Origin of the sequence: Nocardia sp. NPDC049737 (assembly GCF_040674755.1) — a bacterium.
Taxonomy (GTDB): domain Bacteria; phylum Actinomycetota; class Actinomycetes; order Mycobacteriales; family Mycobacteriaceae; genus Nocardia.
The window spans coordinates 49,673-75,612 of sequence record NZ_JBFANH010000001.1 but is presented as its reverse complement, the minus strand read 5'-3'; the positions used below and the strand labels follow the sequence as shown (position 1 = coordinate 75,612).

Here is a 25,940-nt window from a genome sequence, read left to right as displayed (position 1 = left end):
CGGCGACCGTGCCGGTGAAGGTATGTTTCGATGTCGATGCCGTCGAGTGGCAGACGGACGGCGTTCTGAATGCCCCGGCTCCCCTGACATGTCGGGATTCTTCGAGGTCAGCCTCCCGCCCACCCCAGAGGTGCTTGTGTTCGCGAGCCCTGCTGATGCCTTTTCATAGGTATAGCCCACGTCCATTACCGATGCTGGGGTCTATACCTACGGCCCATGCTGGTTGTCGTGCAGAAGACGAAGGTCTGGGTGACGCCGTCATCAGCCCTTCAACCACACAATCTTGCGACGGGCCGAGCTCGACTTCATTGCCGAGTCGACGGCGAACAGGTGCGTATATGCCGCCCTGCGATGACAAATCCATCCGGCTGACCGAAGTGTAATCTCTCGTGGCCGACCGACCGGAAACCGAATCATCCATGACAACTGCACTATTACCTCTTGCATACGGATACGTGCGTGACGATTTGCTCTGTGACCGCGACTGGAATTCGAGCGAAGCCAGACTGCGGGACACTGCCAGGTCACTCGGCTACGAGCTGGGCACCGTGTTTCGCGAGCCCCCACCACAGAACGGGACACTGCCCCCGGCGTTCGTCGATCTCGTCCAGGAATGCAGGCGAGCCGAGGCACACACCGTGATAACCCTGCGTGGACACATGTCGGATATGTCGGTGTGCCGGATGGTCCTGCTGGCGGTCCTCGAAGTGCGAGCCGGTGCCGCGGTGCACGAAGTCGAGTTGTGAACCATTCCATCAGCGCATCAGCCGCGAGGTGCGGCTGAAGCTATGCACCGTCGTTGCCATCGCGCAGGGAATGGATCATGCTCCGCAGGATCCGGAAGGCGTTTGACTGCTCGGTCTCGGTCATGCAGGCCAGCATTCTGACCTCGACGGACCGGACCGCTACGGTCGCCTTCTCGAGGCTCCGTCGGCCGCGAGGCGTGAGCCGCGTGGGCAGAACCTTCCCGACGGGTGCCTCCGCAGGCCTGGTCACGTAGCCGTCTCGTTCCAGGGCCTGGAGCAGCACGTTCATCGTCTGCCGGGTCACGAACGCGCCCCGCGCGAGCTCGGAGTTCGACAAGCCCGGTCGTTGAGCCAGCAGCTCGAGGCAGGAGTAGTGCGTCACGCTCATCCCGAGCGGCCGCAGCACCTCGTCCATGGCTGCACGCAGCGCGCTCGACGCCTCTTTCAGCAGGTAGCCCAGTGACGTCTCCAAGTCGACGCCAGCACCGTCTTGACTCATGTCAGTATTCTGACATAGATTAACCGGTGTCAGAAAACTGACACAGACTGAGGAGCATCATCATGCCCGCCACCGGCCCCGACTTCATCTCGCTCCAAGCGCGCGACCTCGACGCTTCGCAGGCGTTCTACGAGCAGTACCTCGGCCTCGTCCGCTCGCAGACCGGACCTCCGCACGCCGTCGTCTTCGACACGAAGCCGATCGCGTTCGCACTCCGCGACGTCGTTTCCGGCACCGATCTCGCATCCGTTGCTCAGCCCGGCATCGGTGCCGCGATCTGGCTCCACGCCACAGACGTCCAGGCCATTCACGATGCTCTCGTCGCCGACGGTCACACCATCGTCTCCGCACCGATCGACGGCCCCTTCGGTCGGACATTCACCTTCGCCGACCCCGACGGCTACCAGGTCACGCTCCACGACCGCGCCTGACAGGCCAAACGCCACCGGACGATCACCAGCCCCCGCAGAGCGCGGTTGCGCCCGAGACTCGAGAATCCGGGCGACGTTTGTCTACCCCGGGGTGATACCGATACCGACCAGCCGCGACCCCGTCGCCCGTAACGAGTGCGCACTCCAGCGCGCGGCTGGCCGTATCCCGGCCGACGTGGCTCCGACGGTGGCCGCGATCCTGACCCGACACGCACCAGCCGCCACGGCGATGAACGCCTTCTACTGGAAACTGTTCGATGGCGAAATCCACACGGATTACGCCCAGTTGGTAGATCAGCACGATCTGACCATTTGACCGGTCATCGGGTGCATGAGCGCGCTCGACCGACGCGCGACGCATCTTGTGGTTCCTGAGCGAGAAATCGGTCGAAGCCCCATCTCACCCGCCTGTTTGCCAAGCTCCGCGTCTCGTCTCGCGCCGAACTCGCCGCCGTCGGCGCCGGTGTCCGGCATCGGCCACGACTCGACCGGTAACCGATTTGAGGGGTTTCCCTACTACCTGCGCTGTCCGACGGTATCCGAAACTTGTTGCGGCAGTGGCGTCGAACGTCTGACCGGCGAAATCTCGGCGAGCTGCGGAAGCCGAGACCGGAGGACGTGCGCTGTGCAACCCATCCATGCCGACCTCTGGTGTACGGCATCGCGGCCGGACCGCCGATGAGCGCGGCATTGTCAGGTCCTGTCGTCGTACGGAGCGCCCACATGGAGCCGATCGAGACCAGTGCCGACGACCAGACGGCAAACCGGCTCACCACGGAGACATTGTCGTCGCTGCGGAACTGGGTGGGGGCCGTGTGTGAGGCGGAGCTGCGTCGCCTGGACTCCCGTGCACCCAGGCTCGACGCCGACGCGCGCGCCGAAGTGGCCCGCGCCATCCAGCGGGTGGTCGATGGCCTCCTCGGCGACCTCGGATCGCGGGTGGCCCGCGATGCCGGACTCGTCGACGCGCTTCGGACCTTCTTCGTATTCGACCGCCCAGGAGGCAAACCTTGACCAGAGTGGGTGTGGTTGTGCCACCGTCCAATCCGGCGGTGGAGCCGGAGTTCGCACGCCTCCTCGACGCGCGGGCAGATCTGCATGTCACCCGCTTTCCGGTACGGCCAGGCCGCCCGCTGGCGGAGCGTTTGGACGCCTACAACGACGCGTTGCCCGACATGATCCGTTCGTTCGGCGATCTGTCGCTCGACGCTCTGGTCATGGCGTGCAGCGGCTCCCGTTATCTGCTCGGCCCGGCCGACGATCGTCGCCAGTGCGCCGAGCTGAGCGCAGAGTTCGGCCTGCCGGTCGCCTCCGCCACCGAAGCCATCAGATGCGCGCTGGCACACCTCGGCGTCGATGAAGTCGCCTTGGTCTCGCCCTACCAGCCGTGGCTGACCGCATGCGCCGAGCGGTTCTGGGCGGCGGCGGGCGTCCGAATCGCCCAAGTGGTCGCGGTGCGGGCCGGAACGCGTTTCGCTCCCTACGAGGTGACTACGGACCAGCTTGTTGCGCAGCTCGAGCAGGCCGCGCCGCCACGGGACACGGCGCTGCTGCTGACCGGCACTGGCATGCGCACGCTGCGCGCGATCGACCTGCTGACTTCGCGTGCTGAGCGGCTCGTTCTGACCGCCAACCTGTGCAGCGTCTGGTGGGCGCTGACCAGCGCAGGCCTGCCCGCCTCCTGGGGACGCACCGCGCCCCAGACGCCGGCCCAGTCGGTCGCGACATGAGCCCCGAGGTGATTGTCGCGGGCGCTGGACCGGTCGGTTTGGTTGCGGCTCTCACCCTGGCCAGGGCCGGGGTGTCGGTGCTGGTGCTGGAACGAGAGCCACGGCCCGCGCCGCGTTCACGCGCCGCCACCTTTCACCCGGCCACGCTCGAACTGCTAGACGAGCATGGAGTGGCCGCGGCCCTGGTGGCGCGCGGCGTCGTCGTGAACCGCCTGCAGTGGCGCGACCTGTCCGGGGCGGTACTTGCCGAGATGAGCATGGCCACCTTGAGCGAGCTGACCCGGTATCCCTTTCGGCTGCACGTGGAGCAGTCGGAGCTCGTCGCGCTGCTGCTCGCCGCCCTCGAAGCGTATTCAGAGGTCGATGTCCGATTCGGCACCGCGGTGCAAACGGTCACCGACACAGGCGTATCCGTGTGTGTCCGCGCCGCGGGCGGCTGGTGTCGGGCCAGGTACCTCATCGCTGCGGACGGCGCGCACAGCACTGTCCGGGCCTCACTCGCTGCGGCATTGCCGCTGTCGGTCTATCCGACGCATGCGTTGCGGATCTTCACCCGCGCACCGCTGGACGAACTGCTTCCGGGCTTGGCGTCGGTGACCTATGTGCGTGACCCGATTCAGTCGTGCAGCTTGTTGCGGTTGCCCGACCACTGGCGGCTCATTCTCCGGCTCGCCCCCGACGAGCCCGTGCCGCGGAGCGTGGCCGGGCTGGAACTGAGCACCTTGGACATCTTCGATGTGCACCGCTACAGCTTGGCGAGTGGCGTACTCGACGCTTTCCGCCACGGCCGGGTGTTGTTCGCGGGCGACGCCGCCCACGTCACCTCCACCGCAGGCGGTCTCAATATGAACGCCGGTATCCACGATGCGGTCGATCTCGGCCGGACACTCGCCGGCGTGCTGGCCGGACAGGCCGCACCGGACGCGCTGGCGGAGTGGTCGCGGCGACGCCGCGCGGTCCTGGTCGATCATGTCGTCCCGGCCAGTGAGGCCAGGGTCGCCGGCGTTCAGGACGGCGACAGCGCGCGGCTGCGCGCCGCTGTCGCCGCGCTCACAGCCATCGCCGCCGAACGCGAGGCCACCAGGAACTACCTCGTGAACGCCGCCATGCTCGACACCGCCCCATTACCGGTAAGGAAGATCTGACATGCGAATTCGGTTCCAGAAACATGCCGTCGAGGGGCGTTCGCAGCTGCTCGACAAGCTCTACGCCGACCATCTGGCAAAGGTCTCCGATCCCACCACCGAGGTCGAGATCCATACCCTGCCGCCGCTGCTCTACTCGACCGAGCTACCCGAGGACTTGGTCGGGTTCGGGACGATCGGGCTGCTTTTCGCCGACTATTTCGCGCGCACCGCCGTCGCCGCCGAACGCGACGGCTGTGCCGCTTGGATCAGCGGCGCTGGCCAGGACCCGGGGCTGGTCGCGGCACGGGTGCGCGCCACCATTCCCGTCGTCGGGTACGGCGATGCCACTTGGCAGACCGCCAGGCAGGAGCGTCATCGGCTCGGCCTGATCGGCTTCATTCCACATCTGGTCGAGCCGATTACCGACAACATCGCCGCCGCGGGCGCCGCATTGGCCTCTTATCAGTTGATCGATGACGGCGCGGCGGTCATCTCTCGTGCGCTGGCCGGCGACTTCGAACCGTTTGTACGGGCCTACACCGTCGCCGCCGAGCGGGCGGCGGCGGCAGGCGCTCACTGGTTGGTGCCCGCAGAAGGCATACCCAACGAGCTCCTCGTCCACCTGGAGATCCAGGAGCTGTGCGGACTGCCGGTCATCGACCCCGGCGGATTGGCGATCAAGACCGCCGAGCACCTGGTAGGACTCCGCGCTCTCGGCATCACGGCCAAAGCCACGACCGGATACTGGCATCGGCGGCCATCCCCGGACCTGCTGGCGCACATCGAGCAGATCTTGGAGTTCAAGGCATGAGCTTCCCCACCGACCGACCGCGGCGACTGCGCCGCACCGCCGCGCTACGAGCGTTGGTAGCCGAGCATCGGCTGCACCCGTCGGACCTCGTTCAGCCCATGTTCGTGCGCGAGGGCATCGACGAGCCGAGGCCGATCCCAGCCATGCCCGGCCAGGTCCAGCACACGCGCGAAAGTCTGCGCAAGGCGGCTGCGGCGGCCGCGCAGGCAGGCGTCGGCGGCATCATGATCTTCGGTGTGCCCGAGCACAGGCACCCGGACGGACGTGGCGCGTGGGATGAGCGCGGCATCGCGCAGCTCGCGATCCGCGACGTCGCGGCCGAGGTGGGCGACACGACCGTGGTGATCAGTGATGTCAATCTCGACGAGTACACCGATCACGGCCAGGTCGGGCTCCTCGACAATGACGGTGACGTGGATAACGACGCCACGCTCGACGCCTACGCCCGAGTCGCGTTGGCGCAGGCCTGCGCCGGAGCCCACCTGGTGGCGCCGAGTGGAATGATGGACGGTCAGGTCGCCGCCATCCGTGCCGGACTCGACGCCGCCGGACACGAGCGCGTCGCCATCCTCGCGTATGCCGCTAAATACGACTCAGCCTTCTACGGTCCGTTCCGCACGGCTGTCGAATCCTCGTTCACCGGAGCCAGATCCACTCATCAACAGGACCCCGCCAACCTCCGGGAGGCGATCCGCGAGGTACTGCTCGACATCGAGGAGGGCGCCGACCTGGTCATGGTCAAACCCGCAGGCCTCTATCTCGACGTGGTGCGCCGAGTGGCCGACGCCGTGAACGTGCCGGTTGCCGCCTACCAGGTGTCGGGCGAGTACGCCGCCATCGAGACGGCAGCGCAGCACGGGATGGTGCAGCGCGAGAGGGCCATCGAGGAGAGCCTCATCGCGATCCGCCGGGCCGGGGCACGGATCGTCCTCACCTACTGGGCCACCGAGTTCGCTCAGCGACTGCGTGCTTAGTCGACGACCCACAACCCAACTCGGCCGCTGTCGACGTCGCGAGAGAGGCGATCGGTGAGCGATCCTCGGCGCCTCAGGCGTCGTCGTGACCTCACCGAGGCGGTGTTCCGAAGTCGGTGTACGCGTCGGCGCCGATAACGGTCGAGGCGCCACCGGCCAGACTCAGTGTTCGGGCTCGCTGATAGCGGCAGTGGGCAGACGAAGTCGCGGGAGGCCTTGTCCGCGGCGGACGGTTCGTCGGCCTCGCCCTCCTCGACCTCCTCGGCCGAATCGAATGCCGCGGCTGTGGCGAGCGGGCGCGCTGGGTCATGGCCGAACAGGGCGGTGGCCCCCGATGCCGATTTCGGCCGCTTCGGCCAAGGCGTTGACCCGCTCCAAATGCCCCCAGCCGGTGTCATCGGGACCGAGGCCAGCAATTCGACTCGCCGATAGGTGGTTTCGGCGGTCGCGAAGATACCCCTCCCAGCACTAGGCCGCGTCGAGCCGCGCTGCGCGCCAGCGGGGCACCGGTCCGGTCGGCCAGGGCCACCACCCGCTCGATCCGGCCACCGCTGTCATTGCCGAGCGCGCGGGCCGGCTGTCACTGTCGGCCCCCGGTCCGCGAACAGTGCTACCGGTCAGGTCAAGGCCACACATGCGCCGAGGCTGCCAATGGATCGACGTAGTCCATTGCGCGCCAGACGGATACGAACGGTTTGGCTCGAAACTGAGTGCACGAAGGTGCGTTTCGGTAGCTGCAACGCAATCGCGTCACGCAATGCCGAGACCGGCGCCGAGGTCATGCGCAAGCAGTCCACGGAGATCTCGAAATCCTTCGCGATCCGCTTCAGCGGCCGCTGGCTCTTGGGGGCCCCAGCGACCACGTAGCGGTCCACCTTTCGGGCTCACCCGCTCGGGTGCCGACCCGCCGAGAAGCACGAAATCTGCTCGGTCGCAGCAGGAATACGGTCTTGACCCTCGACCGACACGCCATTATGGTTCTCTCAATTATTCGTCAACTTTTATCGAATAGTTGATAACTCCGGATCCAGCTTTCGGTGGCGCTGGCGTACACGGGCGTACGCCACATGGAGAGGTACGCAGTTGTCCTTGATAGGCAGGTGCTTCGGGCGCATCGGCGTGTGGGCCAGGGCTTGGATCGCTGTTGCGATGTTTGTGGTCCTCGCGCTGGCAACTCGGGTTCCTGCGGTCGCCGTACACCACACCTCCGAGACGACGATCGGGGCCATTTGCCCGGATGACGAAGTCGCCGCTGCGCCGGAGTGGGCACCGTCGAGCAGCGAGGTCGATGCCGCCTACGATCGACATCCCTTCGTGGGCAATGGCTATCTCGGGCTGCGGGTGCCCCCGCGCGGTATGGGCTACGCCGTGACGAACGAGCGCAGTGGTTGGCCGTTGTACACACCCCGCTACGACGGCGCGTTCGTTGCCGGACTCTACGGTCATACACCGACTGTCGCCGCGGACCGCGAGGTGGCGGCGGCCATTCCGAACTGGTCGGGCCTCACCGTTGGTGTCGGCGACGAGAAGTACTCCGGCGCGACACCGGCGGCGCAGATCACGAATTTCGCACAGACGGTGCACCAGCGGTGCGGGCTGGTACGCACCACTCTCACCTGGACCACACGGGACGGCAAGGCCACCGATCTGGTGTACGAGGTGCTCACCGATCGCGTCGATCAGCATGTCGGTGCGGTGCGGCTGACGATGGTTCCGCACTGGTCCGGTCAGGTCACTGTCAGCGATGTGATCGACGGCGCCGGGGCGCGACGAATGACGCAGAGCGGCGGTGGTGCGCGCGGCGAGGACGGTATCGGCGTCGGCTTCCGAACTGATGGCACAGCGGTCACCGGCGAGGTCGCTTCGGTGTTACGCACGAAAGCATCGACGGCACAGCAGGTTTCGCCAGCGCTCGAACTGAGTATCGGCCGCGAGGTGCGGTGGGAGGTGCGGGCAGACGAAACCTACGAGGTGACGAAGTTCGTCGGTGTGGACACAACGCTCACCGCCTCGGATTCCGCGGCTGCTGCTTTCGACGCCGCGCGCGGGGCCGCGGACAAGGGCTGGTCGCGGCTGCTCGCCGACACAGCGGCGGCGTGGCGGACGCTGTGGCGCGGCGACATTGTCATACCGGATGATCCCGAGGTCCAGTCTTGGGTGCGTGGCTCGCTGTATTCGCTGTATTCGAGTACGAATTCCCAGCAGGACAACAGCATTTCACCGGTTGGGCTCAGCAGCGACAACTATGCGGGCGCGGTGTTCTGGGATGCCGATACCTGGATGTTGCCGATGCTGTTGCAGTTCGCGCCCGAGCTGGCGAAATCGGTTGTGGACTACCGATACAAGACGCTACCGGCCGCGCAGGCCAATGCGCGGCTCCTAGGCTTGCGCGGCGCGTTCTATCCGTGGACCAGCGCCAGCCGCGGCGATCTGGCCGATTGTCACAGCTGGCTACCGCCGCACTGCCTGAACCAGATCCATCTGCAGGGCGATATCTCGCTGGCCGCCTGGCAGTATTACCTCGCTACCGGTGACGAGGACTATCTACGCACCCGCATTTGGCCGATCATGCAGAACGTGGCCGAATTCTGGGTCTCGCGTGTCACATCGAATCCGGACGGCAGCTACTCCATCAACAATGTCGCAGGCCCCGACGAATACAGCAACGGCGTACCGGATGGGGTCTATACCAACGCTGTGGCCGCCCTTGCCCTGCGCGACGCCGCACACGCCGCCGATCTCCTCGGCGAACCGATCCCACCCGAATGGACCACGATCGCCGACCGGCTCCACATTCCGTTCGATCCGGCGCGGCAGATCTTCCTCCAGTACGACGGCTATCCAGGCACACCGATCAAACAAGCTGATGCCGCGCTGCTGATCTATCCACTGGAATGGCCTATGTCCCAAGAGGTTTCCGAGCATACGCTGGACTACTACGTCGAACGCACCGATCCCGGCGGTCCGGCGATGACCGACTCCATCCACGCCATCGCCGCTGCGGCGGTCGGGCGCCCTGGATGCGTGACCCAAACCTATCTCGAACGTGCGGTGCGTTCATTCATGCGCGCGCCGTTCGGGCAATTCTCGGAGTCGCGGGGTGTCGGTGGTATCACGGAGACCTTGAGCGCTCCAGCGTTCACGTTCGTTACCGCGGCTGGGGGATTCCTGCAGTCTTTCACGAACGGACTGCTGGGGCTGCGCCTGCGCGAGGGCGGGATCCGTATCGACCCCCTGCTATCGCCGGAACTGAAATCCGGAGTGTCTATTCACGGAATGCACTGGCAGGGAAGAACGTTCGACGCCGAGCTCGGGCCCGAGAGCACAATCATCACCCTCACCGATGGTGTGCCGATGCACGTCGAAACCCCGACCGGCATAGACCTGCTAAGTGCCAGCCAGCCCTTGACCGTCATGACTCGACGACCGGATCTGGAGCACAGCGAAAACCTCGCCCGATGTACACCGGTTGCCGCCTCCTCCGAGGAACCGGGCCGATACGCCGCCGCCGCGGTCGACGGCAGCCTCGCCACCGGTTGGGCGCCCGAGGGCACCCAAGCAAACCTCACCGTCGATCTCGGCACCGATCACCCCATCAGCAGAATCCTCCCGCGCTGGGCCGAGCACGCCCCGACGTACACAATCACCGCATCCACCGACAACCAAACCTGGACACCAGTCACCACCGATCCCGCAACCGGCACAGTACAAAACTCACTCACCGCCCGCTACCTACGCCTCCAGGTCATCAATCCCAATCCCACAATCCATCCCACTGTCCAAGAACTGGAGATTTCCGGCCCACCACGCTGACGTGGACTATCGCTAAGGAGTTTCCGGCGTTATTCCGCGCTGATCCGGCAGGTGAGCGGACCCACATCAGCGGTTCGGGATACAAAATGGGTGGGGTTCGATCCATTGTCGGTTCTCCTCGAATAGAAAGGCGGGAGACCACGTGCGTGGTCTCCCGCCTTTGCTGTGATTACCAGGGCCCGATGATATCCTTGACTTTCTGGACGATCTCCTCGATTGGAACGTCTGCCTGGATTATCGTGCCGTCGTCAGGGTTGATGAGATCGAGGCGTGTGCGGGTGAGTTTGGAATATTTGATCACCCACTTGCCGTTGCTGTTCACATAGCGATCGTGGTAGTTGCCATAACCGTGCACTCCGAGTGTGCCACCCCAGATGAGTATGTCCTCCAGCCTCCAGTCGCCCTCGGCAGTCGTCGCGGACGTCAGCCGGATCGCAGGATCGAAGCCCTGGTGGTGCGTTTTAGCGGGACCGATCGTGAGCTTCAGGAAGGCGATGAAATTGTCCCTCCCGACAAGGATGTGGCCACCGCTGCCCGTGGTGTCCACGATGACGTCCGGAGCGAGGAGTTCGCGCAGCGCGTCCCAGTTTTTCGCATCGATATCCGCGAAATAGCTGGTCTTGAGCTGCTTGATCGCTTCGATATCGGCGACCGCGTCGGTCGCCGAGAAGGCGCCCGGGGTAGCGGGGGACGGCGACGGCTCGGCGTTGGCGATCGAGATGCCGACAGCGCCGAGCATTGTCGCCGTGCTCAACGCGACAGCGGTGCGCAGTACACCTCGCTCGCTCGGTCCGGGAAGGAACCGACGATGGATTTCTACAGACATATCTCTTCTCCTCTTCGAGAGGATATCTCGAATAATTTGGTCAGTTGCGGATGCTCGACAGGACCGAGCAGCTCGAGTGCTTTGGTCCATGCAGAACCTAAAAGGCGATGTCTTTTCTGAATACGGAAGCATTTCCTCCACTCGGCGTGCGGCACCCGGTGGTTCATTTCGTGCATTGCGGTGTTTCTGAGCCGAAGGAGCTCGAATCGATTTACCTCGAACAATAGGAGGTGTGCATAACTGGTGCCGTACGTTGGTGATATTTTTAGCACCGAGCACTGAAAACGGGAAGAAATAAAAGTTGTGCGGAATTTGTCAATCTCGATCCCATCCGCGAGAGCGGTTCAGCGCGCTTTCATCCCACTCACCGGGAGCGGGGTTCGACAGGGCAAGTACGGGGTCGCAACCGTAAACCAGCAATGCCGTTGAATTGGCCCTATGTTGATCGGATGATCGAAAGGCTATCAATGGGCCGGTCAATAAATATATAGCATACTAGTCCGGTTTAAGCCGTGCGGTAACCGGAAATTTCCGTTTACCGAGATACGAAGTATCGGAACCTCGTTCAGCGCACCGAGCCGAAACCGCCGATGGATCCACGGTCCCGCTCTTGCTGGGCATCGTCGACTACCCAGGCCACGATCTGTGCGCGGGAGGTGAAGCCGAGTTTGCTCAGGATGTGTTCGACGTGGTGCTGTGCGGTGCGTTGGGAGAGTACGAGTTTCGCGGCGATCTGTTTGTTGGTGAGCCCCTGGGCGACAAGGTTGGCGACCTCACGTTCACGCTTGGTCAGTGTGAGTCCGGAGTCGGGTGGAGTGGTGGTGAGTGGTTCTCCCAGGGCGTACGCCACTGCGGCGTTCATCACCATGGCTTGTCCGCGCCGGAAGGCGACGTCGAATCCTCGGTCGCCGAGTGCGCGACGCACCGTGCGCTCGCATTCGTCGTGATAGCGGGCTAGCTCCGTGAAAAATGTGGTGACACCAGGGGCGGGTCGCAGCAGGTTTTGGGCGGCACCCATCAGGATGGCCGCGCGTTCACCATGGTCGTCGGCGTCGGTCCAGGCCAGTCCCTCGATGGCCATAGCCGCGACGACGGGGCTGCGCACGCGCCGGTTGGCCCGTAACGATTCCAGCAGTAACTCTTGCGCATGGGAACGGTCGTTTTGCTGCCATACGGCGATGGCGATGCCCCACAGTGTGGTCGATCGGAACAGCGATTCGCCGCACGCTTGGGTGATGGACAGTATCTGCTCGTGATACTGCATCGCCCGTCCGGTATCTCCCTGGAGTGCGTGTGCCCAACCGAGGTCGGACAATGTGGAGATATAGAGATGTCCTCGAATATTGGATTCGAATACCGCGAGGGCGGGTTCGAGTACGGATACCGCCCGATCGAGCTCACCCCGAAACAGTGCCAGAACTCCCTCGGCGGATGCGGCCAGCGCTTTGGTGGTGGGCGCGGGATCTTGTTCGGCGAGTGTGCGTGCCTGCTCGACGAGAGTGGCCGCGTATTCCAAGTTTCCCTGTACCGCAGCCATGTGCGTGCTCGTATGCAGCGCTTTGACGCGATCGGGTATCGAGTGCGCGGCCGGGTGGGCCAAGAGGCGGTCGAGCCACCGTCGGCCTTCACCGAACCGCCCTCGGAAGCTCCAGAACACGAATAACGCTGCGGCGGTGCGCAACCCGGCCTCCGCTGACTCCGCGGTAGCGTCGGACACACAGAACTCGAGCGCTTCTCGCAGATTCGATTGTTCGCGGTCGAGGCGAGCGAGCCAGTCGAGTTGCTGATCGCTGATCCACCCGGCCTCAGCGTCCAACGCCAACCGCTGGTACCAGTCGCGGTGTCGTCGGCGCAGATCCTGGCTTTCGCAGGCCTCCTGCAACTTCTCCCGACCGTAGTCGCGCATCGTCTCGAGCATTCGGAAGCGCACAACGCCTTCGGGTTCCTCCCGGTTCACGATCGACTTGTCCACCAGGGACGACAATGCGTCGAGCAGACTTTCCGGTGCCAACTCGGCACCACATACGTATTCGGCGGCGTCGAGTTCGAAACCCCCGGCGAATATCGTCAGCCGAGCCCACAGCCGCTGCTCGACCGGGGTGCACAGCTGGTAGCTCCAGTCGATGCACTCTCGTAGCGTCTGTTGCCGGGTGGGCGCTGTGCGGCTACTGCGGGTGAGCAGCGCGTATCGATCGGTGAGCCGCTGCAGGATCTGATGCGGCGACATTGCGCGCATCCGTGCCGCGGCGAGTTCGATCGCCAGCGGCAATCCGTCCAGCCAGGAACAGATACCCGCTACAGCCGCCTTATTGTCGTCGGAGAGTTCGAATCCGGGAACTACCGCAGCGGCGCGGTCGGCGAACAATGTCACGGCGTCGTATTTGGACAGTCCGCGCAGCGCCGGTTCATCGTCGGGGTCCGGAACGGTCAGCGGCAACACCCGCAGTACCGCTTCGCCGGCGATGTCGAGCGGCTCGCGGCTGGTGACGAGAATCCGCTGATTCGGACAAGCCATCAACAACGTCTCGACCAGCTGCGCCGCAGCCGCCAACACTTGCTCGCAGTTGTCCAGAACGAGCAGGGTTTCCTGGGACTGCAGGAACTGGACCAGCACTTCCTGCGTCGATCGGGCCGAATCGTCGCGCAGGCCGAGCGACGCCGCCACGACGTCGATCAGCAGCGACGGGTCGCCCACATCGGCCAGTTCGACAATCCGGACGCCATCGGTGAAATCGCGTCGAGCGTTCGCCGCCGCGCGCAGCGCCAGCCGGGTCTTGCCGACGCCACCGATCCCGGCCAACGTCACCAGTCGGTAGGTGGACAACAGATTCTTCACCTCGGCCGCCTCGGAGCGGCGGTCGACGAAACTGGTCAGCTCCAGCGGCAGCTGGCCGACGCTGCCGCGACCCGCAGCCGTCACTGGCGGGCCCCATTCCTGCATCGCGGACGTGTAGTCCAGCGGCTCGGGGGCTGGGTTCGCGTGCAGCGCCATCTCACCGACCGGGTATCCGTGGTGGCGCTGTACCTGCCGGATGGCCTTACCCATCTCACCCGCCGACATCCGCTGCCTCGGGTCCCGGCTCATCGCCGATTCCACCACGGCCGACAAGTCGTCGGGAATGCCGCTTTCCCGCAGGTTCGGCACCGGTTGACTGGTGATCCTGACGAACTGGGCCACCACTTGCTCACCGCTGCGTCGTTCGAAGGCGGCGTGCCCGGTGAGCGCGCAGAACAGGGTCGCACCGAGACCGTAGATATCCGCAGCCGACGTCGGGTCGTCGCCACCGAGCACCTCGGGCGCGGTGAACGCCGGGGATGCGGTCAAGATCCCCGTCGCCGTCTCGAACCCGCCCGCGAAGTGCGCGATACCGAAATCGGTCAACGCCGGCTCGCCGTAATCGGTGAGCAGAATGTTTCCCGGCTTCACATCGCGATGCACGATGCCGAGCCGATGCGCGCTCTCGAGCGCACCGGCGATCTTCACCCCGATCCACAACGCGGTCTGCACCGGCAACGGACCCTGCCGGCGAATCCACGCATCCAGCGAATCCAAAGGGTGATACGGCATCACCAGATAGGGGCGCCCGCCTGCGGTGACACCTACCTGCAGCACAGTGACGATATTCGGATGTCCGGTCAGCCGACCCATTGCCTTCTGCTCGCGAAAGAACCGCGCCTGATTGTCCTCGTCGAGTTCAGCTGTCAGTACCTTCACCGCCACCGTGCGGTCCAGCGCCACTTGCTTGCAGCGATAGACCTCACCGAAACCGCCACGCCCGACCTCTTCGGCGTCTTCGAACCCGGACGCGCTCAAATCGGCCGTGACGGGTGTGACCGCGTCGCGGCGGGTCCGAAGCGGATCACCGTCTGTCATCAGCGGCGTGTAATCCACTCGGCAGGTACGCGAATACCGGGCGCCATGCGCTCACCTTTCGACAATGCCAGCGTATCGCCAGCAAAGGTAAACGGTCCGGACGTCCGCGAGTATTTACGTTCCTCGGGACGTGCTCACCACAGTGCCGCGGCAATGGGTGGCAGATCCTGGGCGGTGCGGATCCCCGGTGGTGCGGCACATAGGTAGGGAATGGTGTTGACGGCGCGGTTGGCCGCGTAGGTTGGCGCGGCGGCATTCGCCTGATCAGACGCTTCCCCCGGCCGAAGGTCGACCTCGAGGGGCGTATCGCCCTCGACCGAGATATGCCATCCGGTAGGGCGCAGTGCCCAGTCGGAGTCGATGTCGGTGCTGCAGTAGCGGGTCGAGCGGAACTGCAGCAGCGGCTGGCCGCGGCGTGTGCCGGAGACGGTGATCCGTTGCGCGACAACGGTTCCCTTACGGAAGACGGCGCCGCCGACCTGGACGTCCCGATTCGCGGTGGCGAGTTCGCCGCGGATATCGATCGCGTCGAGTGGCGGACCGAAAGCGTCGGCGGCCATGCACAGTGACGGGCTGATCGCGCGGCGGGCCTGGATCAGGCGGTGGGGCTCGAAGGCCGCTTGGCTTATGCCGAAGCCCATGCCGAGCAGCGTCCATGGGGTTTCGGAGTGGGTGAGGTCGGTGTATTCGTCGATCATCAAGCGGTCCAGGCGTCGTTGGATCGAGCCGAGTGCGATGGACATGGTTTCGGTGATGAAGCCGGGACTGTGGCCGGTGCTGTGGATCGAGGCTCCGCCGGACCAGCATGCCGCCTCCACGCGTGCGTACAGAGCTTCATCCATGCTGGCCGGATGATGGAATATGCCGTGGGTGGTCACGATATTCGTGCCGGTGGTCAGTAGTCGGCAGACGGTGTCGATGTCGAAGACGCGCGGTGTATAGACCACGCAATCGGCACCCAGTTCGATGATTTCGTCGATATTACCGGTGGCGTTGATCCCGGTGTCTGTCGGCAGTTGACACAGGCGGCTGGCATCGGTGCCGACCTTTTCCCGGCTGTGGGTATGGACCCCGACAAGTGTGAGGTTCGGGTGTTCTATGAGGGCGCGTAGAGCGGGTCGGCCGACATTCCCGGTGGCCCACTGAACCACCCGATATTGTCGCGCCGTTGGCTCGATTATGTTGTGCGGCAAGGGATTCGTCCCGTCTCGGTGGGCTGGATAAGGGGCGTGATCGACCCGGCCTTCACATACCGACCCGATCCGATTGCAAGCGAGTCGATTTCGCGGCCATCATCGTCTTCCTGGTTGTCGGGCTATCGCGACCTGCGGCACCGGCATGAAGGGAAATCCGAATCGCAACCGCGAGCCAGCTCTAATTATCTAGTATGCGATAAATTTTATCTAATAATTGATAGAATCTTAGCTCTGGCGGCGAAAAGGCGTCAAGCTGGCTTGCGTCTGCTATCGACGTGAACTCCGCGCCGCCGCCACCGGTTTCGCCGCACAGACCGTAAGAGCGTGCCGCAGGTAGGCGAATTTCGTTGTGGTGCAGTAGTTCTCGATGCGCCGCGCGCGGTCTAGGTCGAGGCGCGCACGACGAGCCGGGCGATATCGGTCGGCTCGGGAGCCGACGGCACCGGATACCCCAGTTCGGTGAGAACTGCCGCGATTGCCGCAGTGGCGACCGCGGCAGGATCGAACTCCACCGTGGTCAAGGGCGGCGAACTGAACGCTCCCATGGGATTGGCGTCCACACCGATCACGGCGAGGTCGTCGGGGCAGCGGAGTCCGGCTTCGCGGATGCCGAACAGCACCAGGCCCGCGATCTCGTCGCTCTGCGCGCACACGGCGGTCACACCGTCGCGCACCCACCCGGCCACTACATCCGAGACATTGTTTGGAGTGACCTCACCGACGCTGATGGACGGCAGATCGCGCAGGCGTGCCGCCCGGGCGACGCCCTCGAACCAATAGTCGCCCAGGGCACGCCATTTCGCGATTCCGGTATAGGCGAATCCGATCTTGTGGTGCCCACGCGAGACCAGATGCCCGACCCGCAACGTGCCGACCGACAGCAGCGGATCCCCGAGCGCGGGCAGCAGCCCGATCTCGATATGCGGCACCTTCGCCGCTCGCACCGCGGTCCGTACGCGGCTGCTCAGCGGAAACATGCTGACGACCGCGATCGGATCGAGATTGCCTATGGCATCGACGACCTGCTGATCGTCCTCGGTCTGGAAGATCTGCACCTGCAGCAGCCCGTGGCGGGCGAGTTCGGTGGTCATCCGGTTACCGGCCTCGATCGGCATGTCACCGACTGCCACGCGCGGCACCACGTACAGCACCACGCCACCCTTACCACGCGCCAGATTCCGCGCAGTGACATTCGGCCGATACCCCAACTCCTCGGCGGCTGCGTAGACCGCCTCCCGAGTTCGCGCCGAAATCCGCTTGCCCTCGGCATTGTTCAGGACATAGCTGACCGTCGCGGTCGATACCTTCGCCAGCCGCGCCACATCGGCATTCGTAGGCCGCACAATCCTGTCCTCGACGCTCGACGCGTCATCCTCACGAGCGGCCATGGCCTCATGATGGCACGCCGTGCACCGCTCATCCCGTTCGCCATCCCCGTCGGCGGTGCTCGAAGAACTCCGCGGCGCGGCGGATCGAATTCTCCACCGGCTCCGGCTTCCAGCCGAGTTCGCGCTCGGCCTTGCCGTGGTCGAGCGGCGACATCAACTCGGCCATGCGCAAACCGACTGTGGCGAATGGGAGATCGCGGTTCAACACTCGGGCGGCGAGGTCGTTGCCGCGGGCAGCGAAGTAGAGCAGACCCAGCGGCAAGCCGATGCGCGGTGCGCGGGCTCCCACAGCAGCAGCGGCGATCTCGTGGACCTCGCGGCTGCTCATGTAGCGGTCGGAAATGATGTACCGCTCACCGGGACGGCCATGGGAGCCCGCGAGGACCATCGCACGCGCAGCGTCCTCGATGCCGACCACCTCCGAGGAGAAGTCGAGATAGAACGGGAACCGCCCGGCGGCGACCCGGGCGATCACCGAACCGTGCGGTGTCGGCCCCCAGTCGCCGGGGCCATAGGTCGTGGAGATGCACATGGCCACTGCCGGAAGGGACTTCTCCCCGACGTAGCGCATCACGAGATCCTCAGCCGCGACTCTGGCCGCGATGTACGGACCGCCATCGTTCCAATTGTGCGGGTCGTCCTCGGTGACCGGGCGCTGGTTGCTGATGGCCAGCGTTCCGGCGGTACTTGTGAAGACGAATTTGTCCGGACCGGCCGCGACCGCGGCGTCCAGCACATGCCGTAAACCTTCGACATTGGTGCGGAACAGGGGCGCCGGATCGCGTAACCACATCCGCGCGTCCACGACACAGTAGTAGACGACGTCACACCCCTTCATCGCCGAGCGCAGTGCGACGTCGTCGAAGACGTCACCGTAAACGCGTTCGACATCGAGGTCATCGATCCCCAACGTCGAACTGGAGGGGCGCAGCATCACCCGTACGTCCGCGCCATCTGCCGCCAACCGACGGGTGACGTGGCTGCCCAGGAAACCACTGGCCCCGATGACCAGCTTCTTCGACTGTGTCATAGCCGCCGACATGCCTACTTCAGCATGCTGCCCGCGTCGATCGGCAAAGGTACGCCGGTCACGTAGCGGGATTCATCGGAGGCCAGGTAGAGCACCGCATTGCTGATGTCGCTCGGCTCCACCCACGGCACCGGCAGGGTGTGGAACATCTGGCAGATCGGCTCGAGATCCTTCGGGCCCGGATTCTCCAGGTCGGGGCGGAACAGCTTGAAAGTTCCCTCGTTCAAGAGCATGTCTGTGTTGACGTGCGTGGGATGCACCGAATTGACGCGGATCATATGCTGGCCCAATTCGACGGCGAAGGTTCGCATGAGGCCGACCACACCGTGCTTGGCCGCGACGTAGTGCCCGACCTGCGGGTACGCCTTGAGACCGCCGACCGAGCTGGTGAGGATGATCGAGCCGCCACGGCCAGCCGCGATCATATGCGGCACAGCAGCTTTCACGCTCTTCCATACCCCACCGAGGTTCACTCCGATCATGTCCTCCCAGAGGTCTTCCTCGAGATCGACCAGCTGACCACCTTGGTTGGCGAGGCCCGCGTTCGCGATGATGATGTCGAGTCGGCCCAGCTGCTCGACGCCACTATCCACCGCCGCCTTCAGCGCCGCGTAGTCACGCACGTCGACCTCGGCGGTGACGACGCGCCGGCCTTCGGCCTTGACGAGATCGGCCGTGGTCGCCAAGTCTTCCGGCGTCGGCATCGGAAAGGGCACCCTATCCAGCTGTTTGCAGACGTCGATGGCAATGATGTCGGCGCCCTCCTGCGCCAGCCGCACGGCGTGGCTGCGACCCTGGCCGCGCGCCGCGCCGGTGATGAATGCGACCTTTCCTTCGACCCGTCCGGTCATGATTACCTCTATTCGTTGTGTTGATTCGGCGGTCAAGATGTGAAGGCGGGCAACGTTTCCCAACCGCGGACGGTCGAGGTGGGCGACAACTTGGCGCTGGCCATGTCGACCTCCCACTCGGGGAACCGCGCCAAGATCTCCTCCAGCGCGATCCGCCCCTCCAACCGAGCCAGCGCCGACCCCATGCAGTAGTGCGTGCCCACGCTGAAGGTCAGGTGTTGGCGGGTGTCCCGATGGATGTCGAAAACATCGCCGTCCGCTGGGAATTGCCGGTGGTCGCGGTTCGCCGCCCCGATGAGCATCATCATGACGCTGCCCTCCGGAACCGTCCGGCCGTGCAGTTCGACATCCCGAGTCACATAACGCGCGACGTGTGGCGCGGGGGGCTCGAACCGGAGCAGTTCCTCGACCGCGTTCGGAATGAGCCGCGGGTTCTCGACCAGTTCACGCCGTTGGTCAGGATGTTCGGCGAGAACCTTGCCCGCCCAACCGATCAGCCTCGTCGTGGTCTCATTACCGGCACCGGCAACCACGTTCACGTAGATCAGCAATTCATCGCGGGTCAGTCGCCGCACGACTCCGTTCTCGTCCTCGAACTCCACGTTGAGCAGCTCGGTCATGATGTCGTCGGACGGGTGCTCGGCACGCCAATCGATATACGCGGAGAAGATTTCGCCGGTGGCAAGCCCCTCCGAGGCAGCCTTCATCGGCTGGCCTTCCTCGGTCCGCATCTGATCGTTCGCGAAGTCTCGGATCGCTTCCTGATCCTCCTCGGGAATGCCGAGCAGCATGCCGATCGTGCGCATCGGCATCTGCGCGCCGATATCGGCGATGAAATCCAGCCGACCGGTGCCGACCAATGGATCGAGGCTGCGGACGCAGAACTGGCGAATCTTGTCCTCGAGTTCCCGGATCTTGCGCGGAGTGAACATGCGCGACAAGAGCTTTCGGTGAATGTCGTGGACCGGCGGATCCTCGAAGATCAGAATTCCCGGCGGCATCTCGATTCCGGCCTTGATCAGTTCGAGGATGGCTCCGCGGGCGGAACTATAGGTACCCGTATCGAGCAGTGCCGCATTCACATCGGCCCACCGGCTGATCGCGTAGAAGTCGTGCTGCTCGTTGTAATAGACAGGCAGCTCTTCGCGGAGCCGCTTGAACATCGGGTAGGGATCGGCATTGAGTTGGATATCGTAAGGGTCGTAGTAGATGTCGTTGATTGCACTGGTGGTCACGGAGATTCACCCCTCCTGCTCGAATTTCGATATGGCACTTTTTAGTTGGATGGCGGGGCGGACCGCTTTACGGCAGTTCGACCTTGCTCGTCAGCCAGCGACCGTCGACGCGGTCCATGGTCATCAAGATGCGGTTGCGATCGATGCGTGGCGTCGGGTTGGTCATGTTGGTGATTTCGGCGTCGACGAACAGCATGATCACGGCGTGGTCCTCGGCAGCGGACTGCACGCTCGCGGCGACGACGTGTCCCTTGCTGACCGACTTGGCCTGCAACAGCATCGGTTTGAGCTGATCGGCCGACTTGCTGTACATGCTCTTGAATTCCCCGGTCGCCCCGTTCAGGACGGTCGCGAAATCGCTGTCGATATGCGAGGAGTCGATGCTGGTCAGGGCTACCGCATAGTCCTGAGCGGCCGCCAAAGCCGCCGTGCCCGCGGCTTGGCGATCGTTGCGGGTCTCGAGTTTCCAGCCGAACACCGCTGCGAGTATGACCGATACCACGACCAGCAGCATCAGGATCCCGGTCAGCGGGCGTGGCTGCAATCGGCGCCACGAGCGGCCGGATTTCCCGGTGCCCTCGGCGGCGTCCGCGACCGCGACCACGCCGTCCTCAGCGGCGACGGCGTCGGCGTTTTCAGTTGCGTCCGCACCGGCGTCGGACGCTTCCGCGCCGACAGTCGATGGTGCCGAATCATCGTGACTCTCATCGGGTTTCGTGGCTGACACCTGGTCGGACACCGCACTCGCGCCGTCGGACGAGACCGAGTCGTCGACCTTGTCCAATGCCATCACTGAGCTCTTGTTCATCCTTGTCTCCTGTTCACAATCGTCGTTCCCCCGATGCGCTATCCCCCTTGCACGAATGGACCGCCGTAGGTCTGTGGCACGGTGTACGGCCCGGTCGGTGTCGGGTCCGCGCGCTGCTGTGGATCCACGCCGGGTGGGATGGTCGCCGTGTTGTCGCCGGGCGGCCGGGGCGCGTTCGCCGCGCCACGTGGCATCAGCGACGGGTCGGTATTCGTACACCGGGCGTGCAGATAGGGTTCCGGGGAATCCGGAATGGTGCCTGGGAGGCGCGGCAGGTCGTAGTCGCACGCATACTTCGGGTAGACACTCGCAATGGCCCACACCCCGCCGTCGTGCAGGGCCGAGATGATGGCATCGAGCGTCGAGCCGGTGCGCTGCTGTGGGAAGAAGAATTCTTGCAGCGCCGGCACATGTACGTAGGCCATCTGTGACGTGGTGGCCAGGTTGCCGAGCAGCTGCACCATGGTCGGCGAGTTGTCGGCGATGATCTTGTCCACCGCGGTAAGCGCACCCGGTGTGTTGTCGACCAGGGTCTGATAACCGCCGGTCATCGATCCGACGCCGGCCATCGTCTGTGACAGGTTGGCGGCGGTCGCCTGCAGCCCCGGAGCGACATCACCCAGCGTGACGAGCACTGCCTTGCTGTTGTGCAGTAGCGAAACTGTCTGCGGCAGAACCGAATCCAGGGTCGAAAGCAGGAACATGCCGCCGTCGACGATGGCAGCCAGTTTCTCGGGTGCTGCCGAACTCGCACCGAGTTCGCGCACTATCGCCTCGATCCGGGCCGGATCCAGCTGCGCCAGCGTGCCGCTCATACTGGCGAGCATGGTGGCCAACGTGACCGGTGTGGACGTCCGCTCTTTGGCGACGACGTCGCCGTCGGCTAGATACGGCCCGCTCTCGGATGCGGGCAGGAAGTCCAGATATTGTTCGCCAGCCGCCGACAACGAGGCAACCCGAACCTCGCCGGTACGCGGGATCCGCACACCGGAGCGGATGTCGGCAACGGCGACGACCTTCTCGCCGTCAACGCCGACCGACCGCACGCGGCCAACCCGGACGCCGCGCAGCGTGACGTCCTGCCCGGACAGCAGGCCGCCGGATTGGGCCAGTTCGACCCGCACCTGGTATTGCGACCGGAACGGATCGAGTTGCAGGGAGCCCAAAAGCAGGTACCCGAGCCCGAGGACCAGAACGAGCAGTAGGCCGATGCACGAGGTCAGCAGACGGTGGCGCGACATTTGCCGCACCGTGTACACCAGCGCCCGCGCGGGTGGTTCCAAAATTACGGCTGTTTTCATCGGCCTGGCTCGACTTTTTCTCGCAAGCGGTTGAGGGTGTATTCCAGCGACCCGATGAAGTTCACCCAATCGGACGCGTCCGGCATTCTGGCGCCGGAATCGGCCGGAGTATTCGGATCCGGCAACGCGCCGATCGCGAGCCGGGCGACATCGACATTCACGTGCGCCGACGACGCACTCGTCACTTTCATGATCAGCGGGATAAGCCCGATGAGTGCGTCGAGGTTTGCGTCGGGATTGTTTGCTGCGGTGTTCATGCCGTCGGCCAGCAGATTGACCGATTCCATCAAGCTGCGGTCGTTCGTGCCGTTCACCGAGGGGTACCGGGCAATCTGCTGGGTGATCCGGTTCACCTGCCCGACCAGATCGATGATGCCGCGGGTGTTATCGCCGATGACCTGCAGAGCCGGTCCGGCCGCGGCGAGAACGTCGCTGACGTCGGCGCGCTGCGTCGCGATCGTCGCGCTCAGATCACCGGTCGCCGCCAGGATTTCGCGGATCCGGTCGGACCGGGCCGAGAGGTTCTTCACCAATTCCCTGGTCTGCTCGATCATCTCGGCCAGGCGGTCACCACGACCGCCGACGGCTGCGCCGAGGCTGTTGGCCAGGCTGGTGAAGTTCTCGATGGCACCACCGTTGACGAACAAGGCCGCTCTGGTGAGCACTTCCTCGATGGTCGCCGCAGCCGACGTCGACTTCAGCGGAATTCGCGCGCCGTCGCCCAGATCGGGAGCCGCAGGATCCGGCTCGGCGGGCGGGGTAAGTGCGACGAACACGTCACCCATCGGTGTGGCCGAACGCAATTCGGCGGTGGTCTCCGCGGGCAACCGCACACCGGATTTGATCCGCATCACGACCACGGCCGTGTAGTTTTCGGCCTGCATCGACTGGACCTCACCGATATCGGCGCCGTTGAGCCGGACCTTCGCTTTGGCCGGCAGGTTGAGCGCGTTGGCGAAGGTAGCCGTCAAGGAGTAGCTGTCGCCGCCGACGCCCGGCGCCGGTAATGGGAGCTTGTCCAGGGTCACCGAACACGCAGTGGCCGAGCAGGCAGCGGCCGACACCGCCACCACCGCGGTCATGCGGAGAAGGCGTTGTCGCGAACCGAATTTCGTCATAATCGAGTCATCCCTGCTATTTCGGCGGTGCGCCGGCCATGACCGCGAGCATCTGGCCGATACCGAAGTCGGGACCCATATCGCGCGCGGTTCCGGTCGCACAGCCGAGCTCCTTCAGCCCCAACAGGTTGCAAACCGTCTTCAGCATCTGGCCGTCGAGGAAGAACCTGTTCAAATCGACCGTGGCGCGCAGTGCGCCGATATTCTGGTCGATAGCGTTGTATGCGTTGTCGGTCACCAGCGGAAAGACGTCGAGAAATTCCGCGAGATTGTCGTTGTAGTCGGCCATGGATTTGGTGATCGTGTTCGAATTCGAAGCCAGCGCCCGCAGATTGCCTTGATTACGCTGCAGCAGATCGGTCATCGCGATGATGATCTGATTCAGTTTCGCCCCGGTGTCCCCGGTTCCCAGGTGCTGGTCGGCGAGAATATCGCTGAGCGTCCGCACACCGGAACCGAATTCGCGCAATGCCTGATCATTGCGGGCCGCGGCCGCGGTCAAGGCATCGAGATTCTGCACGACCGAGGTAACCGCGGCACGGGTCGCGGCCCCGTTGTCCGGTCCGAGCTGCATTGCGCGCGACAGTTCGCTCATCGCATCACGCAGATTGTTCCCGTTGTCGGCCACGATCTGCGAGCCGACGTCGAGCAGACCACCGACCGGTCCCTGGCCTTTGCCGTCCCCACCCAGCGAGGTGGACAGTTTGTCGGCCATCGCGAGCAGGCTGTCGAATTCCACCGGGGTCCTGGTTCGATCGGTGGTCAGGACAGTGTGGTCGGCCAGCGTCGGACCGTCGCGATATACCGGAGTGAGTTCTATGTGCCGGTCGGTCAGCACGGAGTCCGACACGACAACCGCCTGGGCATCGGCCGGAATCTTGACCCATTTGTCGATATCCATGGTGACGTCGACGCGCGTCGCCCGCGCCTGGATGTCGACGACTTTGCCGACCCGCATACCGAGTACTGAGACGGCGTTGCCGGTGTACAAGCCATTCGCATTCGCGAACTGCGCGGTAATCGTCATGGAGGTATCGGTCAGCCCGCCGAGCGGGCCGCTGGAACATCCCGCGACCACGGCGCCGATGAGGGCGACGGTCGCCAGCTTCACTCCTCGGATCACGCTATTCATTTGCAGTCCTGGAAGTACGGTTGCTGGTTCACTTGTTTCGCGTATCCGCTCAGTGCGCACATGAAGGAATCGATGAAGGCGCCGTCGGGCGCATTGGCCGCCAGTTCCTGGCCGGACCCCGATGCGTTCGCGAACAACCGCCACGGCACCGGCAGGATCTGCAGGATGTTGCGCAACAGGTCGTCGTGCCCGGCGATCATTGCCGTCATCTGCGTCAGATCGGTGATCAGTTGCTGGATTTCCGGCCCGTCGTCCACCGCGATGGGCTTCAGCTGTTGGACCAGAGTGGTAGCGGCGTTCAGCAGTGCTTCGATGGCCTGCCGCCGAGAAATAATCTGCTCCAATACATTTCGGCCCTGACCGACCATGGCCGCCAGGTCCGCCTGCTGCTCGTGCAGCACGTCGAGCACCTGAGCGGTGCCGTTGAGCAGCGAACCGATCTGGGTGCGGCGATCGGCGATCACCGAGGACAGCGACCTGATGTTGCCGAGGATTTCGGGCATCAACGCAGGTGTACCGCGCAGTTGCTCGGACAAGGTATTCATCGTCTGCGCGACCCGATCGGCATCGATGCTGCTAAAGGTCGTGGTGGCATTCTGCAGCGCGGTTTGCAGGTCGTAGGGCACCTCGGTGCGAGACAGTGCGATCGAATTGCCGCGCAGATGCCCCGACCCGGCGGGGCGGAGTTCTACATAGCGCGACCCGAGCAGCGTCGTCAGTTTGATGGCGGCCCCGGTATCGGATCCCAGTGGTAGGCCGCGGCGCAGCTTCATGGTCACCACCACGTGGTCCCCGGCCAGCCGTGTCCCGGTCACGGTGCCGACCTGGATACCGGCGAGGGTCACCGCATCGCCGGAGCCGACACCTGCGGCCTGCGCGAAGTCGGCCCGGTAGGTCTGCTCACCGAGGTGCAGTGAATTCACGAATACCGTCACCCCGACCACCACCGCGACCACGGTGACCGCGACCAAGCCGATTCCCAGTTTGCTGCGGTCCTCGAGCGGGCAGCCGCGCATCCGCTGCCACACAGTTTTCAGTCGTCGTATCATC

Annotated in this window: 23 protein-coding genes; 9 read left to right on the top strand and 14 right to left on the bottom strand. The window is 64.4% G+C overall.

Going from position 1 to position 25,940, the window contains the following annotated elements:
• Positions 1–455: 455 nt before the first annotated feature.
• A complete protein-coding gene (locus AB0J47_RS00370) occupies positions 456–746 on the top strand; it encodes a hypothetical protein (protein ID WP_364338805.1) in 291 nt (96 codons plus the stop codon).
• 40 nt (positions 747–786) lie between these two features.
• Here AB0J47_RS00370 and AB0J47_RS00365 read toward each other — a convergent pair whose 3' ends face one another.
• Positions 787–1,245 (bottom strand): MarR family transcriptional regulator, encoded by a 459-nt coding sequence (locus tag AB0J47_RS00365; RefSeq protein WP_364338803.1) that lies wholly within the window; start codon positions 1,243–1,245, stop codon positions 787–789.
• Between the two features lie 62 nt (positions 1,246–1,307).
• On the opposite strand from AB0J47_RS00365, the gene AB0J47_RS00360 reads away from it, so the two are divergent.
• The 7 genes from AB0J47_RS00360 (at position 1,308) to hemB (ending at position 6,318) form a co-directional block, all read left to right on the top strand.
• Positions 1,308–1,676, top strand: a complete 369-nt coding sequence (locus AB0J47_RS00360; protein WP_364338801.1) for a VOC family protein — start codon at positions 1,308–1,310, stop codon at positions 1,674–1,676.
• A gap of 175 nt (positions 1,677–1,851) precedes the next feature.
• On the top strand, positions 1,852–1,992 hold the full coding sequence (locus AB0J47_RS00355; RefSeq protein ID WP_364338799.1) for a hypothetical protein: 141 nt from the start codon (positions 1,852–1,854) through the stop codon (positions 1,990–1,992).
• Positions 1,993–2,399: 407 nt separating this feature from the next.
• Positions 2,400–2,690 (top strand): hypothetical protein, encoded by a 291-nt coding sequence (locus AB0J47_RS00350; RefSeq protein WP_364338797.1) that lies wholly within the window; start codon positions 2,400–2,402, stop codon positions 2,688–2,690.
• A 38-nt stretch (positions 2,691–2,728) separates the two neighbouring features.
• On the top strand, positions 2,729–3,406 hold the full coding sequence (locus AB0J47_RS00345) for a hypothetical protein (RefSeq protein ID WP_364338795.1): 678 nt from the start codon (positions 2,729–2,731) through the stop codon (positions 3,404–3,406).
• Positions 3,403–4,551 (top strand): FAD-dependent oxidoreductase, encoded by a 1,149-nt coding sequence (locus AB0J47_RS00340; RefSeq protein ID WP_364338793.1) that lies wholly within the window; start codon positions 3,403–3,405, stop codon positions 4,549–4,551. The genes AB0J47_RS00345 and AB0J47_RS00340 overlap by 4 nt, the downstream gene beginning before the upstream one ends.
• Position 4,552: 1 nt before the next feature.
• Entirely contained in the window at positions 4,553–5,344 is a 792-nt protein-coding gene (locus AB0J47_RS00335) for an aspartate/glutamate racemase family protein (protein WP_364338791.1), read from the top strand.
• Entirely contained in the window at positions 5,341–6,318 is a 978-nt protein-coding gene (hemB, locus tag AB0J47_RS00330) for a porphobilinogen synthase (RefSeq protein WP_364338789.1), read from the top strand. The genes AB0J47_RS00335 and hemB overlap by 4 nt, the downstream gene beginning before the upstream one ends.
• A 617-nt stretch (positions 6,319–6,935) precedes the next feature.
• On the opposite strand, the gene AB0J47_RS00325 is transcribed toward hemB, so the two are convergent.
• Positions 6,936–7,193 carry a hypothetical protein gene (locus tag AB0J47_RS00325; RefSeq protein ID WP_364338787.1) on the bottom strand — a complete coding sequence of 86 codons (258 nt, stop codon included), beginning with the start codon at positions 7,191–7,193 and terminating at the stop codon, positions 6,936–6,938.
• Positions 7,194–7,467: 274 nt separating this feature from the next.
• Between AB0J47_RS00325 and AB0J47_RS00320 the strand changes: the two genes are divergently transcribed.
• Positions 7,468–10,131, top strand: a complete 2,664-nt coding sequence (locus AB0J47_RS00320; protein WP_364338785.1) for a discoidin domain-containing protein — start codon at positions 7,468–7,470, stop codon at positions 10,129–10,131.
• Positions 10,132–10,300: 169 nt separating this feature from the next.
• Here AB0J47_RS00320 and AB0J47_RS00315 read toward each other — a convergent pair whose 3' ends face one another.
• From AB0J47_RS00315 to AB0J47_RS00260, 12 genes are all read right to left on the bottom strand, one after another.
• Positions 10,301–10,870, bottom strand: a complete 570-nt coding sequence (locus AB0J47_RS00315) for a nuclear transport factor 2 family protein (RefSeq protein WP_364338783.1) — start codon at positions 10,868–10,870, stop codon at positions 10,301–10,303.
• A gap of 652 nt (positions 10,871–11,522) precedes the next feature.
• Entirely contained in the window at positions 11,523–14,831 is a 3,309-nt protein-coding gene (locus AB0J47_RS00310) for a protein kinase (RefSeq protein ID WP_364338781.1), read from the bottom strand.
• 134 nt (positions 14,832–14,965) lie between these two features.
• Positions 14,966–15,982 (bottom strand): dihydrodipicolinate reductase, encoded by a 1,017-nt coding sequence (locus AB0J47_RS00305; RefSeq protein WP_364338779.1) that lies wholly within the window; start codon positions 15,980–15,982, stop codon positions 14,966–14,968.
• Positions 15,983–16,410: 428 nt separating this feature from the next.
• A complete protein-coding gene (locus tag AB0J47_RS00300; protein ID WP_364338777.1) occupies positions 16,411–17,415 on the bottom strand; it encodes a LacI family DNA-binding transcriptional regulator in 1,005 nt (334 codons plus the stop codon).
• Between the two features lie 28 nt (positions 17,416–17,443).
• Positions 17,444–18,445, bottom strand: coding sequence for an NAD-dependent epimerase/dehydratase family protein (locus AB0J47_RS00295; RefSeq protein ID WP_364338775.1), 1,002 nt, complete (start codon positions 18,443–18,445; stop codon positions 17,444–17,446).
• A 14-nt stretch (positions 18,446–18,459) separates the two neighbouring features.
• Entirely contained in the window at positions 18,460–19,296 is an 837-nt protein-coding gene (locus tag AB0J47_RS00290; protein ID WP_327099472.1) for a mycofactocin-coupled SDR family oxidoreductase, read from the bottom strand.
• A gap of 32 nt (positions 19,297–19,328) precedes the next feature.
• Positions 19,329–20,531, bottom strand: coding sequence for a cytochrome P450 (locus tag AB0J47_RS00285; RefSeq protein WP_327099473.1), 1,203 nt, complete (start codon positions 20,529–20,531; stop codon positions 19,329–19,331).
• A gap of 67 nt (positions 20,532–20,598) precedes the next feature.
• The gene (locus AB0J47_RS00280; protein WP_364338772.1) at positions 20,599–21,339 is read right to left on the bottom strand and encodes a hypothetical protein; all 741 of its coding nucleotides are present in this window, start codon (positions 21,337–21,339) and stop codon (positions 20,599–20,601) included.
• A gap of 38 nt (positions 21,340–21,377) precedes the next feature.
• Positions 21,378–22,580 carry an MlaD family protein gene (locus tag AB0J47_RS00275; protein WP_364338770.1) on the bottom strand — a complete coding sequence of 401 codons (1,203 nt, stop codon included), beginning with the start codon at positions 22,578–22,580 and terminating at the stop codon, positions 21,378–21,380.
• A gap of 56 nt (positions 22,581–22,636) precedes the next feature.
• Positions 22,637–23,722 (bottom strand): MlaD family protein, encoded by a 1,086-nt coding sequence (locus AB0J47_RS00270; RefSeq protein ID WP_364338768.1) that lies wholly within the window; start codon positions 23,720–23,722, stop codon positions 22,637–22,639.
• Between the two features lie 52 nt (positions 23,723–23,774).
• Entirely contained in the window at positions 23,775–24,890 is a 1,116-nt protein-coding gene (locus tag AB0J47_RS00265; RefSeq protein WP_364338766.1) for an MCE family protein, read from the bottom strand.
• Positions 24,887–25,939 carry an MCE family protein gene (locus AB0J47_RS00260; RefSeq protein ID WP_364338764.1) on the bottom strand — a complete coding sequence of 351 codons (1,053 nt, stop codon included), beginning with the start codon at positions 25,937–25,939 and terminating at the stop codon, positions 24,887–24,889. The genes AB0J47_RS00265 and AB0J47_RS00260 overlap by 4 nt, the downstream gene beginning before the upstream one ends.
• Between the last annotated feature and the right edge of the window lies 1 nt (position 25,940).

Bases quoted from the DNA above. Each gene is read 5' to 3' on its own strand.
- AB0J47_RS00340 (WP_364338793.1), top strand. From the start codon at position 3,403: ATGAGCCCCGAGGTGATTGTCGCGGGCGCTGGACCGGTCGGTTTGGTT.
- AB0J47_RS00270 (WP_364338768.1), bottom strand. From the start codon at position 23,722: ATGACCGCGGTGGTGGCGGTGTCGGCCGCTGCCTGCTCGGCCACTGCG.
- AB0J47_RS00360 (WP_364338801.1), top strand. From the start codon at position 1,308: ATGCCCGCCACCGGCCCCGACTTCATCTCGCTCCAAGCGCGCGACCTC.
- AB0J47_RS00275 (WP_364338770.1), bottom strand. From the start codon at position 22,580: ATGTCGCGCCACCGTCTGCTGACCTCGTGCATCGGCCTACTGCTCGTT.
- AB0J47_RS00310 (WP_364338781.1), bottom strand. From the start codon at position 14,831: ATGACAGACGGTGATCCGCTTCGGACCCGCCGCGACGCGGTCACACCC.
- AB0J47_RS00365 (WP_364338803.1), bottom strand. From the start codon at position 1,245: ATGAGTCAAGACGGTGCTGGCGTCGACTTGGAGACGTCACTGGGCTAC.
- AB0J47_RS00290 (WP_327099472.1), bottom strand. From the start codon at position 19,296: ATGACCGGACGGGTCGAAGGAAAGGTCGCATTCATCACCGGCGCGGCG.
- AB0J47_RS00320 (WP_364338785.1), top strand. From the start codon at position 7,468: ATGTTTGTGGTCCTCGCGCTGGCAACTCGGGTTCCTGCGGTCGCCGTA.
- hemB (WP_364338789.1), top strand. From the start codon at position 5,341: ATGAGCTTCCCCACCGACCGACCGCGGCGACTGCGCCGCACCGCCGCG.
- AB0J47_RS00280 (WP_364338772.1), bottom strand. From the start codon at position 21,339: ATGAACAAGAGCTCAGTGATGGCATTGGACAAGGTCGACGACTCGGTC.
- AB0J47_RS00295 (WP_364338775.1), bottom strand. From the start codon at position 18,445: ATGACACAGTCGAAGAAGCTGGTCATCGGGGCCAGTGGTTTCCTGGGC.
- AB0J47_RS00300 (WP_364338777.1), bottom strand. From the start codon at position 17,415: ATGGCCGCTCGTGAGGATGACGCGTCGAGCGTCGAGGACAGGATTGTG.
- AB0J47_RS00265 (WP_364338766.1), bottom strand. From the start codon at position 24,890: ATGAATAGCGTGATCCGAGGAGTGAAGCTGGCGACCGTCGCCCTCATC.
- AB0J47_RS00315 (WP_364338783.1), bottom strand. From the start codon at position 10,870: ATGCTCGGCGCTGTCGGCATCTCGATCGCCAACGCCGAGCCGTCGCCG.
- AB0J47_RS00350 (WP_364338797.1), top strand. From the start codon at position 2,400: ATGGAGCCGATCGAGACCAGTGCCGACGACCAGACGGCAAACCGGCTC.
- AB0J47_RS00335 (WP_364338791.1), top strand. From the start codon at position 4,553: ATGCGAATTCGGTTCCAGAAACATGCCGTCGAGGGGCGTTCGCAGCTG.
- AB0J47_RS00260 (WP_364338764.1), bottom strand. From the start codon at position 25,939: ATGATACGACGACTGAAAACTGTGTGGCAGCGGATGCGCGGCTGCCCG.